This is a genomic window from Facklamia sp. P13069 (assembly GCF_050409405.1).
In the GTDB taxonomy this organism is placed as follows: Bacteria; Bacillota; Bacilli; order Lactobacillales; family Aerococcaceae; genus Facklamia.
The window spans coordinates 1-12,002 of record NZ_JBNUPN010000036.1 but is presented as its reverse complement, the minus strand read 5'-3'; the positions used below and the strand labels follow the sequence as shown (position 1 = coordinate 12,002).

Below are 12,002 nucleotides of genomic sequence, written 5' to 3'. Positions count from 1 at the left end.
AGAGGGACATTTTGATTTGTGTTCTCTTGAGACATTATCATTTACGTTTAACAATTTTTTAGATTTTTATTGGAATGGATTGACTAATTTTAATAGATAAGATATAATTATTTCGCTTTCGAGATTAAAAATTTTAAGATAAGAAGGTGAGAGTAGATGTTAGATCGAGATACAGAAGTTTTAAAAACATATATTGGTATGATGAGAGCACATGCCTACTTTGAGAAATTGGTGAAAAAAGATGCGAATCATTCAGATATGAATGTGACGGAGTTTGCTGTATTAGAATTATTATATAATCGTGGCCCTCAACCAATTCAACAAATTGGGAATCGAATTTTAATTGCTTCCTCTTCAACCACTTACGTGATTGATAAGTTGTGTAATAAGGGTTATGTGGAACGAAAGCCAGATTTAAATGACCGTCGTGTAACTTTTGCTGAAATTACAGCAGAAGGTACTAAGTTGATGGATGAGATTTATCCTGAGCACCGTAAACATTTGTTAGAAGTTTTTGAAGAATTCACTACAGATGAAGTGCTCGAAATGAAACGCTTATTACAAAAGTTAACTCGCTATGAATAGCCTGCTTGATCCCCTAACTCTTTTAGTGAGTTAGGGACTTTTTTGTTAAATGTAGCTTGTATTAGGATAGTCTTGCTTTTAACTTTAATTCTTTCTATGATAAACTAAAAAGGCAAATCGGATTTAGAAAGGACAAATTATTGATGAAATTCTCGGCTTTAATTCTTTTATTATTTTGTTTATCCGCTTGTCAAAAGGCGCCTTTAAACGAAGAAACAGAATCAAAACAAGTACAGCTTGATGAATTAGAAATACTAGAGAGTACTTACGATGAAGATTCCACTAAAGAAAGTTCTTTAAAAAAGGATGGTACTCGTCAAGCTTGGACAGATTATTCTAACTATGCGGAAGTCGATGAGGATGGCTATGCCTACTATATGCAAGAAAACCCTGATATTTCTTCGGAAATATTTCCTTTATACGATAGTAGTGATCATAAAGTTCTTTTATTTACCTTTGATGATGCGCCTCAAAGACCGAATTCCTATGCACTTGAAATTGCCCAACAATTAAAAGCTAAGGATGTAAATGCTATTTTCTTAGTGAATGGTATGTTCTTAACAGAGGAAAAGGGGAGAAAGATTACCAAGCAAATTTATGATATGGGATTCGAAATCGGTAATCATACTCAGCATCATCCTAACTTAAAAGAAATGACCTACGACCAGCAGTATCAAGAAATTAAACAAACAAGTGATTTGGTTGAAGAAATTACAGGAGAAAAACCAAGATGGTTCCGCCCGCCTTTTGGTTTGTTTAACATGGATACCTATCAGATATGCCAAGAACTAGAAATGCAATTAATGACTTGGAATTTTGGATATGATTGGATGGATGAGTATTTAGAAAGTGAAGCTTTATTAGAAGTGTCTTTAAATAATGATTATTTAAGGGCAGGAGCAAACATTCTTATGCATGATCGTCCATGGACTAATGTTGCTATCTCGAGGATGGTAGACGGTTATCGTGAGCAAGGTTACCATATAGTTGATCCTTTATTAATTCGTAAACCAAATTTTGAAAAAGAAAGCTAGGCGAATCGATTGAAAAAATATTTTCCGCTATCTTTTTATTTTAAACTCTTATTTATAATACTTGGACTAAGCACCATCTATCACTTTCATGAAGAAATGATCGATCAAGCTTTGTCTCAAGAAGGTTTATCCACTTATCAAAGACTCAGTAAAATATCTAAGGAACTGATTGGAATTGAAAAAGTTCCAGATGAAGACTCTCCCGATATAATTAATCAGATTCAGTCGTACCCAGGGAATAAAAAACCCATCCAGTATCCACAAGCAGTATTAGCACATCCTCGATTTATCAAAGGCCAGCAAATGGCAGACTCTTTTAATAATCAGTTAGATATAAGTCAGCTAAACAGGTCATTTATAGAAGCAATTAACAGAGTTTATTTCCCACAACAAACAGTCTATCTAGCACCATATTTGTCAAATGGGAATCTACTTAGACTCGATGAGTTAGACAATTATGTATATTTAGATTCTAAAACTAAAGAGGGACTAAATTTCCGCGAGCGTTTTTACGAGATTGAAAATAATCAATATCGGATTGGCGAAAACTTATATGAGGTTTTTATTTCGTCTGATGATATTCATTTAGATACTTGGTCTAAAGATGAAGCAGTATTCGCTCAATATTTAGCCAAAGCTTTTTTCGAACAAAATGAAGATTTTTCTGACATGCGGTCGGTATTTATATCTGCTAAAGCTTCAGCCAGTGATTTTCGTCTAGATGATTCGTCCTATGTGCGGATTGTTGTGGTATTAAACTTTGACACACAGAAACTTTAAATAGGGAGGATAATATGAAAAGTAACAATTACCTTAGATGGTCTCTTGCATTAGCAAGTATTTCTCTAGCTTCTCAATTACATCAAAATTTTAAGCATCCACTTCCTAAGATTAGTCATGCTGAAAGATTGCTTGAATTAGCTGAAATTGAAAATTCCATGGATTGGTTGCAAGAAGAAGAATATGAGAAGAATTGGGATGAAAAACTCAGCCCATTTATCGATAATTTAAGACAAGAGGGATCAATTAACCAAGGGGCTTATCACTTAGCTTATGACTTCTATGCTTTAGAAACAGCCAAAGCAACTTGCCTTATTGTCCATGGTTTTAATGAATTTAAAGAAAAATATCGAGAATTAGTATATTATTTATTACAATCAGGAATTCAAGTACTGACTTATGATGCACGAGGACATGGGGAATCTAAATTATCACCTAACCAAACCCAAATTGATATTATAGATTTTAACGTTTATATCAATGATTTAAAATGCCTAGTAAAAAGGGTTAAAGAACTGGGTGGAGAAGAACAGCCTCTCTTTATATTTGGACACTCAATGGGTGGGGCTGTCAGTTCTCGCTTTGCTCAATTATGGCCAGATTTAGTAGATGGTCTTATTTTATCCTCCCCAATGCTTGCGATTGATACTAAGGGAATGCCAATGGAATTGGCGCATATGAGCGCTAGCTTGATGCAAAAAGTCGGCCGGGGTAAGAATTATTTACCTGAAGATTCAAATGGAGGAATAGATGACCATTTAGTTTTCAGAACACCCAATCAGCTGTCCAATTCTGAAGTAAGAGGGCGCTTCTTTTTTGAACTCAATAAAAAACTTCATCTTTATCCTACCAAGTCAGGCTCTATTAACTGGTTGAAGGCATCTTTAGATGCTTTGCAAACTATCCATCAAGAAAAAGAAATCAAGAAAATGACTTTTCCAAGTCTCATCTTCCGAGCAGCTAGTGATAAGATTGTAAAAAAAGAGGGTATCTTCCATTTTTATAATTGTCTTCCAAATTCATTAAACTTCCTTGTACCTTCAAGTGAGCACGAGATTCTTTTAGGACATGATGATCAAGTGAGAAAGATAGTGAGTCAAATCCTTCACTTTATTAATAAAAATATATAGTAAACAAAGAAGGTTGCCTTAAGGGATGTTTAAGGCAGCCTTCTTTGTTTGAATTATTTGGTTTGGTAGCCAACAATTAGACCATTTCTTTGAGCATAGAAAGTGCATAAGCCAGAAGAAGGTAAAATATTAATTTCTGCATGTGGAAATTCTGCAAGAATCATTGACTGAAGTTCTTGGCTCGCTTCCGGGTTTAGGACATGGTTAATAAATATTTTCCCTCCATTAAATCCCTTGCTTTTTATTTCTGCCCAAAGTTTTTTCATTGCTTTTTGATGGCCTCTAGCTTTTTGAGCAAGTTCAATCGTACCCTCAGAACTTCTTTTTCCGATTAAACGTATATTTAGTAATCCAATCATGTTTCCAACAATTTTAGATATTCGGCCATTTTTTACTAGATTATCAACAGATTCTAACAAAAAATTGACATTTGTACTTAAATGTTCTTTTTCAATTCTTGCCACTACCGAATCAAAATCAGTCTCTTCTTTAATGATACTTGCAGCAAGAGTAATAAGTAGGTCGATTTCAGCTCCAGCCGATCGACTGTCGATGATTTTAATATTAGCATCAGGACTTTTCTCTAAGGCTAACTCTCTTCCTAAACAAGCAGCATTGTAAGAGCCTGAAACACCTGAAGATAAAGTGAAACATAAAACATTTTGATTGGACTCAAATGTTTGTGCATAACTTTCAGGGCTTGGACAAGCAGTTCCAGTCTGTTGGCCACTTTCCATTTTATTAACTAGAGTTTGGGTATCCATTTGATTGTTATCTTTATATGTATGCTCATCGATATTCAGTATTAAAGAAACAACTTCAAACTCTATTTCCTCGTTGATATCTTTGACAGAACGAATACTCGCGCCAGAGTCAGTTACTATTTTCCACTGCATAATATTTCCCCCAATTATGGTCAATTAATTATCAGTAGTATAACTAATTTCAGAATCAGTTTCAATTTATTGAAAGTTTAATTTTAACACTTGCTAAAAACAGCATATTATCGGTAAAATAGGAGTTGACATACATTTCATGTGAGGAGGAAAGATTATGTTAGGAGATCTACATCGGTCCAATTTAATCGTCTTAGTTCAAATAGTTTTTTCGATTGTAGGATTAGGCTTTGCCTATATAGGGGCAATTGAGTATGGTTTAATATCTATGATGATAGGAGCCATTCTTAATGAGTATTCAATTGATATTTCTGAGCAATTTGACCAAACAGATGCACAACTAGCTTTTTCCACAGAGTTAGAGGTTATAGCTGATTTTCTATCCTTTGGTTTGATTCCAATTGGATTATTATTAACAGCTACTCAAGGTGGAATATTAGGTATGATTACTATTGCAGTCTACTTAACTGCTGTAGCCATTCGTTTAGCACATTTTAACCGTCCCTTGGAATTTCAAGCTTATCAAATAGATGAAGAGAATTTCTATTTGGGTCTTCCCTTAATTTCAGTAGCTATTGTCTTACCGATACTTTATTTACTTAGTTATCTTATACCAGCAACTGTCTTTTCAGTGCTTATCATGGTTGTTATGATAGTCTTAGCTGCCGGTTATGTGATTGCAAAACCAATTCCGCGTCTAAAAAAAGAATGGATGACTTACCTTATATTTGGTGTAATATTCTTAATTGTCGCTTATATACTTTTAGGTATTTTTAAATAGTCCATTTAAAACCTCCTTTTGTTATTAAGAGGAGGTCTTTTTATAACGAGTTAAAAATGTAACTGCAGAAGGATAGTTAATTAAATTGCATGTTTTATCTATTAATAAAATAGCATTGATAGCTGAAAAAGCGATATATCAGAGTAGTTTATATCAATACCAAAGAAAGCGTATTGAGCAAAGCGGTAGCTATTAAGATTTCTTTCCGAATAAATGAATCATCAAAAGTTTACATTAGCAAGTAGGGGACTCTTTGGCAATGGATTTGGAGGTATATTTTTTGCTACAATGTTCTTTAAAGGTGTTTCTATGAACGATGGATTAATCGATGGCTAATAGATTATGAAATGCTAGACAATGAACAAATGTATTGTCTAGCCAGTCTAGATGACTGTGTCTATCTTCCTTTTTACCGTTTATAATGAAATACGATAAACTAACGATTATCTTTCTTAATTTTAAGACATATTATCAGTGATTATTTTCAGGGAGAATTCCCTTTAGAACAGGAGTAAATTATGACAGATTCAATAAAAGAGTTAAAAATTAACAAACAAATAGATCGACTATTGGATGACCTAACGGGCGATGAATTAAATGAAGATGTTATTAAAAACATTAAATTTTTAAATGACAGTTCCTTAATGATTGAAGACGAAGAATACGATTTGATTATTAATCATCAAGAAGCTTTTGACTTTGAAGCCTTCTATAATCGCTATCAAGACCTCTTCGCTAAGTATGATTATATTGTTGGTGATTGGGCTTTTAATCAGCTTCGCTTAAGAGGGTTTTATCAAATCGGAACACCCAAAGTGGCTTTCGATCAACGTATTGAAACGTTAGAGGATTATATCAATGAATATTGTAATTTTGGCGCCAAGTATTTTGTTATTGGAAAAAAAAGCTCTATCGCTGAATATCCTCATTTATTAGATCGATTGAGGGCGGGCAAGATAAATAACATTCAAAGTAAGACACTTTATCCAAGAACTTCAAATAAAAACACACGGGGACGTAGCTATCAAAAAAGAACGAATCGAAAAATTCAAAATCTCGGCCATCGTTCTAAGACTGTTACCCCTAAAATTAAGAGAAGAAATGAAAAAAGCCACTCACTAAGTAAATCTGAAAGTAAAAACAATTTGACTGTCGGGTCTAATAAGATGAATAAGCCGACAAACAGAATCAATCATAAGAAGGATTTCGTTATAAAAAAACGCCCCAACTAGCCTTTATTAGAAAGCGAGGATCCATAGTTTGACTGACCACATTAAAAATTTTGCCAGAGTTTGCTTATTTTGCCTAGCATCCTTAACTGGGGCAATCTCATTGACCGTTTTTCTATCGCCAGTTATTTATAGAATCTTTAATCAATATTTTAAATTGCATGAAACAGTTGGATTAACGAGTGAGCAATTAAATCAAAATTATCAAACAATTGTTGATTTCTTAACCCATCCGATGGAAAGTCAAATGCTATTGCCTGATTTTGCCTCTTCTGACGGAGGGATTCAGCATTTTGCTGAAGTTAAAGTTTTAATCCAGCTAACCATGATGGCAGCTTTGTTTTTAATTTTTGTTTTAGCGATTGTTTTGATAAATATTCGCAAGCAGAGGAGACGTAATCCCTATCTTAAGATATATATGATGCTAAGTTACATGTTGCCAATTGGTTTATTATTTCTAGCACTTATCGCTTTTGATAAAATCTTTATTCTTTTTCACCAAATTTTCTTTAAAAATGATTTATGGCTGTTTGATCCTTTAACAGATCCTGTCATTAATGTGCTTCCAGATAGTTACTTCTTTCTATTACTAATTGTTGTCGTTATGCTATATGAATTATTGTTAGGAATTATTTATTTGTTTATTAAAAAGAAAATATAAAAAAGATAAGCTCAGCTGCTGAGCTTATCTTTTTTTAGCTTATAAATGACTTGGTTTTTTTGGAGGAACGGAAATTTCATCAGTTTGTGGTTGTGCGTGCGCAATTCGGCTTGCAGCGGCAGCGGCTAAGGCACCCACGATGTCATCAATAAATGTATTGCACCGCTGATCTTTTTCATCATTTAGTTTACCAATAATGCCCGGTTTAAGCTTATCTAAATAACCGAAATTAGTAAGACCGATTGATCCATAAACATTGACGATTGATAGAGTCAGAATTTCATCTATTCCATAGAGGCTCTCATCACGCATTAATAAGTCACATAGAAGTGGAGACAAAAGTCCTTTTTCAGCAGCAATATCTAATTCAATTCCAGTTATAATAGCATTTTGAACTTCTCGTTTTTGCATCACAGCATGTAAATTATCAATGCAGTCTTGCATAGTTAAAGTCTCAACATAAGTATTTTGTAAATCGTAGACGATTTTAGCGATTTCTTCGATGCTAACACCTCTTTCAGCTAGCAATTCATAGGATCTGGATTCTAGGTGTTTTAAGTGAATATAATCTTTAGTCATTGAATTCTCCTTCAAAAATAGTTGATGAATGTAAGGGCGACGGTCGATAATTAGGATCGATGAAGTGTAAGGCTTGATTAACAGCTAATAAGGCTTCCCCAAATCCAGCTGCAATGATCTTTACCTTACCAGGATAGTCAGCAATATCCCCAACAGCGAAAACACCAGGCAAATTAGTTTCCATTAATGATGAAACTTTGATTTGGTTGCGAGAAAGCTTGAGTCCCCAATCTTTTATATGGCCTAAAGAATTAGAAAAGCCATAATTGACAATTAATTGATCGAGGCAAAGTGCTACTATTTTTTTTGATTTCACCTGCTGAAGCTTGAGTGATTCGAGCTGGTGATTTTTACCCTCTAAGGTTAAAATTTTATAGGGGGTTAGAATTTTAACAGACGAGGCATGTAATTTGGATACTGAGCTTTCTAAAGCTCGAAAGTTTTCACGTCGGTGTATTAAATAGACTTCTTTAGCAATTGGTTCTAGGGTGAGTGCCCAATCAACTGCAGAGTCTCCTCCTCCACATACTGCTATCCTCTGATGCTTAAAATGTTCAGGTTTTTTAACAATATAATGTAAGGAATGATTTTCGAAATGATTCGCATTATCCATTCCAAGCTTTCGGGGTTGAAAAGCTCCATTACCTGCTGCAATGATAACGGTCTTTGAGTAATAAATTTCTTTACTAGTTTGAATTGTATAGATGCCATCTTCTCTGGGAGAGAGATTTAAGACTTCTTCTCCCAAAGAAATATCTGGTTTAAAATGATTGACCTGTTCAAATAGTTTTTGACTCAAAATATTCCCCTTAATCGAAGGATAGGCAGGAATATCGAAAATCAACTTTTCACCATAAAGATGATTTGGTTGCCCCCCCACCTCCTCAAGTGACTCAATAATTTTTACTTTTGCGTTTCGCATATGAGCGAAGAAAGCGGTATAAAGGCCTACAGGGCCTGCACCGATAATTGTTATATCATAAATATTTTCCATAATTTCTGCCTTTCTAATAAAAAAACGCAAGGAATACTAAGCGCATGACTACTGCCACAAATCCGCCTGTAATAATACCTGCAAATACTTCTGTTGGTTTATGTCCAAGGTATTTAGTAACTATAAGGTCTTGATAATTATCAATAATTTCAGTTTCAAATTCAGAGTCTTCTAGTTTTTCTTTAATTGATTGAACATTTATATCCTCATAATTTGATTGAGAGAGACGTTTAACGATAGCATCAATTACAAGGCCTTGTTCACCACTTTGACGTCTGACCCCCATAGAATCGAACATGATAATAACACCGAATACAGTTGCTATGGCTACGTGTGCTGAAGCAAAACCGTATTCAAATATAAGACTGGCAATTAAACTTGCGACGGCAGCCGAATGCGATGAGGGCATGCCACCAGTAGAAGTGATTATATCTAATTTAGGACTTCGCTTTGAATAATAGGCAATTGGATATTTAATCATTTGCGCGAAAAAAATGGCGGTAAAAGCAGCAATTAATGGGTAATTCATAGCATCCTTATCCTTCTTTTTATTTTTAACACTAACTATCTTAACAAAAATAAGACCCTTTAACTATAAATTTAGTTTTTTTTCGAGTAAAATGATAGAGAAAATAGATATAAGGAGCGATAAAATGAATAATTTTCCACAATTAAAGACAGAGGAAATACAAAGTCAAGTTGTTTTACATACTAATAAGGGTGACATTGAATTAGCATTATTTAAAGAACAAGCACCCAGGACAGTCGAAAACTTCATTACTTTAGCTGAAGAAGGCTACTATGATGGCGTGATTTTTCATAGAGTTATTAAAGATTTTATGATCCAAGGAGGAGACCCAACAGGAACAGGCATGGGTGGTGAAAGCAAATGGGGAGAAAGTTTTGAAGATGAATTTTCAATGCATCTTTTTAACTTTTATGGAGCTCTTTCAATGGCTAATGCAGGACCAAATACAAATGGCAGTCAATTTTTTATTGTAACTGCACCAAATGTACCGGCTGATATGCTCCAACAGTTAAAAGACTTAGGGTTCCCTGATGAAGTTGTGAAGGCTTATGAAGAAAAAGGAGGAACCCCTTGGTTGGATCAACGCCATACTGTCTTTGGTCAAGTCGTTGGAGGTATGGAGAATGTTTTAGCTATCCAAAATGTTACAACAGGGCCTCAAGACAAACCGGTTGAAGATGTGATGATTGAATCCGTTACCGTTTCTAAATAAGTGAGAAAGCACGGTAATCGATATGAAGTTTAAAATAGGAGATATTATTGAAGGAGAAGTAACCGGTATCCAGAACTATGGTATTTTTATAAAGCTTTCTGATGAAGAACAGGGTCTAGTGCATATTTCCGAATGTAAACATGGATATGTAGGGGCTTTAGATGAATTCATTAATATTGGAGAAAAAGTTAAAGTAGTTGTAATTGATATTGATGAATACAGTAAGAAAATTTCTTTATCCATGCGAGCACTAGATAAAATTAACACCCCATTGTTTCCTGTTAGAAATCGAAGAAAAAAAAGACGGAATTTACCAGACATAGGATTTAAGACCATAGCAGATAAGATGCCACAATGGATTGATCAAGCAATGCATTCTATTGAAGAAAATGAGTTTAATACCAAGATAGAAGTTTAGGAGGTTTATAAATGGAAACAATTAGCTTTGATTATTCGAAGGCTTTGAACTTTTTTCAAGAAAAAGAAATGGAGCACTTAAGTGGGTTCGCAGAATCCTCTTTACGTGAACTTAAAGAAAAAACAGGGGCAGGTTCTGAATTTACGGATTGGATTGATTGGCCACTTGATTTCCCCCAATCCGAAATAGAGCGAATTAAAGGAGTAGCTCAAAAAATTCAAAAGAACTCGGAAGTATTAGTAGTAATCGGCATAGGCGGATCCTATTTAGGAGCTAAAGCAGCCATAGATTTTTTAAACCATACTTTTTATAATATGATGGCTCCAAGCAAAAGTTTGCCTCAAATACTTTTTGCTGGTAACAACATATCATCCACTTACTTGAATGATTTAATAGAAGTAATTGGAGAGCGTGATTTCTCTATTAATATCATCTCTAAATCAGGAACAACTACGGAACCAGCAATTGCTTTTCGGGTTTTAAAAGAAAAACTAATCAAAAAATATGGAAAAAAAGAAGCTTATCAAAGAATTTATGCGACAACCGATCAAGCTAAAGGAGCATTAAAAAAAGAAGCCCAACAAAATAATTATGAGTCTTTTGTAATCCCAGATGGTATCGGTGGGCGCTTCTCGGTTTTAACACCAGTGGGCTTGCTTCCTATTGCTGTAAGTGGTGCAAGCATAGAAAGGCTGATTGAAGGGGCAAAAATTGCTAGAGAGCTTTATCTAAATGAGGATTTAGCAAAAAATCAAGCCATGCAGTATGCTGTTATAAGAAATATTTTCTATCGCAAAGGAAAGGTCAATGAATTGTTAATCAACTATGAACCAGCTTTACAAGCTTTCGGTGAATGGTGGAAACAGTTATTTGGCGAGTCTGAAGGAAAAGATCATAAAGGAATTTTCCCATGTTCAGCTAACTTTTCAACAGACCTACATTCAATTGGTCAAATTATTCAAGATGGCCAACGAAATATATTTGAGACGGTATTAAACTTCCAAAAAGTTAGGAAAGATTTAACAATCCCTCAATTAGAAGAAGACGTTGACGGTCTTTCATATTTAGAGGGAGAAAAAATGTCAACCGTTAACCAAATGGCTTATCAAGGAACTATGATTGCCCATACGGACGGAGAGGTACCTAATCTTATTATTAACATTCCAGCAATGAATGAAGAAAGCCTCGGTCAAATGATTTATTTCTTTGAAATGGCAGTCGCTATTTCTGGATACCTTAATGGTGTCAACCCATTTGATCAGCCGGGAGTCGAAGCCTATAAACGTAATATGTTTGCCTTACTTGGTAAAGATGGTTATGAAGAATTAACAAAGGAACTTAGTCAAAGAATATAGAATTATCAATCGATAATAAAAGTTAAAACATTTGAGATGGTCGGACTATAGATCGTCTCAAATGATTTTTATTCATCAGAGGTTATTGATAAAATTGAAGAACAAAAAAGAATTCACAAAAAATTTAGAAAAAGTTAAAAAAGCTATTGACTTAAGCTAACAACCCATGCTATATTAATTCTTGTCGTCACGAACGAAGAGCAATGCATCTTGAGTTGCTAAAAATAAAAAACTTTGAAAAGTATTTGACATTAACAAAGAACTCATGTTATATTATTTCTTGTCGTCACGAACGACCGAAACGAAAGAAAAAAAGTTT

15 protein-coding genes are annotated in these 12,002 nt (G+C 34.3%); 11 read left to right on the top strand and 4 right to left on the bottom strand.

Translation table 11 applies throughout. The features are described 5' to 3' along the window. Positions 1–156 precede the first annotated feature (156 nt). From ACQV2T_RS08805 to ACQV2T_RS08790, 4 genes are all read left to right on the top strand, one after another. Complete coding sequence (locus tag ACQV2T_RS08805; RefSeq protein WP_428874522.1) at positions 157–585, top strand: MarR family winged helix-turn-helix transcriptional regulator; 429 nt, start codon at positions 157–159, stop codon at positions 583–585. Between the two features lie 143 nt (positions 586–728). After that, positions 729–1,619: a polysaccharide deacetylase family protein gene (locus ACQV2T_RS08800; RefSeq protein ID WP_428893556.1), complete on the top strand. Its 891-nt coding sequence runs from the start codon at positions 729–731 to the stop codon at positions 1,617–1,619. 9 nt (positions 1,620–1,628) lie between these two features. Continuing rightward, positions 1,629–2,399, top strand: coding sequence for a hypothetical protein (locus tag ACQV2T_RS08795; RefSeq protein ID WP_428874520.1), 771 nt, complete (start codon positions 1,629–1,631; stop codon positions 2,397–2,399). 14 nt (positions 2,400–2,413) lie between these two features. After that, complete coding sequence (locus ACQV2T_RS08790; protein WP_428874519.1) at positions 2,414–3,529, top strand: alpha/beta fold hydrolase; 1,116 nt, start codon at positions 2,414–2,416, stop codon at positions 3,527–3,529. Between the two features lie 53 nt (positions 3,530–3,582). Here ACQV2T_RS08790 and ACQV2T_RS08785 read toward each other — a convergent pair whose 3' ends face one another. After that, a complete protein-coding gene (locus ACQV2T_RS08785) occupies positions 3,583–4,425 on the bottom strand; it encodes a DegV family protein (RefSeq protein ID WP_428893555.1) in 843 nt (280 codons plus the stop codon). A 157-nt stretch (positions 4,426–4,582) separates the two neighbouring features. On the opposite strand from ACQV2T_RS08785, the gene ACQV2T_RS08780 reads away from it, so the two are divergent. The 4 genes from ACQV2T_RS08780 (at position 4,583) to ACQV2T_RS08765 (ending at position 7,096) form a co-directional block, all read left to right on the top strand. After that, complete coding sequence (locus ACQV2T_RS08780; protein WP_428874517.1) at positions 4,583–5,206, top strand: hypothetical protein; 624 nt, start codon at positions 4,583–4,585, stop codon at positions 5,204–5,206. 213 nt (positions 5,207–5,419) lie between these two features. Further along, positions 5,420–5,542 (top strand): hypothetical protein, encoded by a 123-nt coding sequence (locus ACQV2T_RS08775; RefSeq protein WP_428874516.1) that lies wholly within the window; start codon positions 5,420–5,422, stop codon positions 5,540–5,542. A gap of 182 nt (positions 5,543–5,724) precedes the next feature. After that, a complete protein-coding gene (locus ACQV2T_RS08770) occupies positions 5,725–6,438 on the top strand; it encodes a YutD family protein (RefSeq protein WP_428893554.1) in 714 nt (237 codons plus the stop codon). A gap of 28 nt (positions 6,439–6,466) precedes the next feature. After that, positions 6,467–7,096 (top strand): TIGR01906 family membrane protein, encoded by a 630-nt coding sequence (locus tag ACQV2T_RS08765; RefSeq protein WP_428874514.1) that lies wholly within the window; start codon positions 6,467–6,469, stop codon positions 7,094–7,096. 39 nt (positions 7,097–7,135) lie between these two features. Here the strand turns inward: ACQV2T_RS08765 and ACQV2T_RS08760 are convergent, their stop codons facing one another. From ACQV2T_RS08760 to ACQV2T_RS08750, 3 genes are read right to left on the bottom strand one after another with little or no spacing between them, the layout of a single operon-like run. Then, positions 7,136–7,675 carry a phosphatidylglycerophosphatase A family protein gene (locus tag ACQV2T_RS08760; RefSeq protein WP_428874513.1) on the bottom strand — a complete coding sequence of 180 codons (540 nt, stop codon included), beginning with the start codon at positions 7,673–7,675 and terminating at the stop codon, positions 7,136–7,138. Beyond that, on the bottom strand, positions 7,668–8,669 hold the full coding sequence (locus ACQV2T_RS08755; protein WP_428874512.1) for an NAD(P)/FAD-dependent oxidoreductase: 1,002 nt from the start codon (positions 8,667–8,669) through the stop codon (positions 7,668–7,670). Before ACQV2T_RS08755 ends, ACQV2T_RS08760 begins: the two co-directional genes overlap by 8 nt. A gap of 13 nt (positions 8,670–8,682) precedes the next feature. Beyond that, a complete protein-coding gene (locus tag ACQV2T_RS08750) occupies positions 8,683–9,198 on the bottom strand; it encodes a divergent PAP2 family protein (protein WP_428874511.1) in 516 nt (171 codons plus the stop codon). A 124-nt stretch (positions 9,199–9,322) separates the two neighbouring features. On the opposite strand from ACQV2T_RS08750, the gene ACQV2T_RS08745 reads away from it, so the two are divergent. From ACQV2T_RS08745 to ACQV2T_RS08735, 3 genes are read left to right on the top strand one after another with little or no spacing between them, the layout of a single operon-like run. Beyond that, complete coding sequence (locus tag ACQV2T_RS08745; protein ID WP_428874510.1) at positions 9,323–9,910, top strand: peptidylprolyl isomerase; 588 nt, start codon at positions 9,323–9,325, stop codon at positions 9,908–9,910. Positions 9,911–9,932: 22 nt separating this feature from the next. Next, the gene (locus ACQV2T_RS08740) at positions 9,933–10,328 is read left to right on the top strand and encodes a CvfD/Ygs/GSP13 family RNA-binding post-transcriptional regulator (protein WP_428874509.1); all 396 of its coding nucleotides are present in this window, start codon (positions 9,933–9,935) and stop codon (positions 10,326–10,328) included. A gap of 11 nt (positions 10,329–10,339) precedes the next feature. Further along, positions 10,340–11,683, top strand: coding sequence for a glucose-6-phosphate isomerase (locus ACQV2T_RS08735; protein WP_428874507.1), 1,344 nt, complete (start codon positions 10,340–10,342; stop codon positions 11,681–11,683). Positions 11,684–12,002: the final 319 nt, after the last annotated feature.

Excerpts from the sequence above, each read along its gene's own strand:
- ACQV2T_RS08805 (WP_428874522.1), top strand. The coding sequence starts at position 157 with ATGTTAGATCGAGATACAGAAGTTTTAAAAACATATATTGGTATGATG.
- ACQV2T_RS08800 (WP_428893556.1), top strand. The coding sequence starts at position 729 with ATGAAATTCTCGGCTTTAATTCTTTTATTATTTTGTTTATCCGCTTGT.
- ACQV2T_RS08790 (WP_428874519.1), top strand. The coding sequence starts at position 2,414 with ATGAAAAGTAACAATTACCTTAGATGGTCTCTTGCATTAGCAAGTATT.
- ACQV2T_RS08785 (WP_428893555.1), bottom strand. The coding sequence starts at position 4,425 with ATGCAGTGGAAAATAGTAACTGACTCTGGCGCGAGTATTCGTTCTGTC.
- ACQV2T_RS08780 (WP_428874517.1), top strand. The coding sequence starts at position 4,583 with ATGTTAGGAGATCTACATCGGTCCAATTTAATCGTCTTAGTTCAAATA.
- ACQV2T_RS08775 (WP_428874516.1), top strand. The coding sequence starts at position 5,420 with ATGAATCATCAAAAGTTTACATTAGCAAGTAGGGGACTCTTTGGCAAT.
- ACQV2T_RS08770 (WP_428893554.1), top strand. The coding sequence starts at position 5,725 with ATGACAGATTCAATAAAAGAGTTAAAAATTAACAAACAAATAGATCGA.
- ACQV2T_RS08760 (WP_428874513.1), bottom strand. The coding sequence starts at position 7,675 with ATGACTAAAGATTATATTCACTTAAAACACCTAGAATCCAGATCCTAT.
- ACQV2T_RS08755 (WP_428874512.1), bottom strand. The coding sequence starts at position 8,669 with ATGGAAAATATTTATGATATAACAATTATCGGTGCAGGCCCTGTAGGC.
- ACQV2T_RS08750 (WP_428874511.1), bottom strand. The coding sequence starts at position 9,198 with ATGAATTACCCATTAATTGCTGCTTTTACCGCCATTTTTTTCGCGCAA.
- ACQV2T_RS08745 (WP_428874510.1), top strand. The coding sequence starts at position 9,323 with ATGAATAATTTTCCACAATTAAAGACAGAGGAAATACAAAGTCAAGTT.
- ACQV2T_RS08740 (WP_428874509.1), top strand. The coding sequence starts at position 9,933 with ATGAAGTTTAAAATAGGAGATATTATTGAAGGAGAAGTAACCGGTATC.
- ACQV2T_RS08735 (WP_428874507.1), top strand. The coding sequence starts at position 10,340 with ATGGAAACAATTAGCTTTGATTATTCGAAGGCTTTGAACTTTTTTCAA.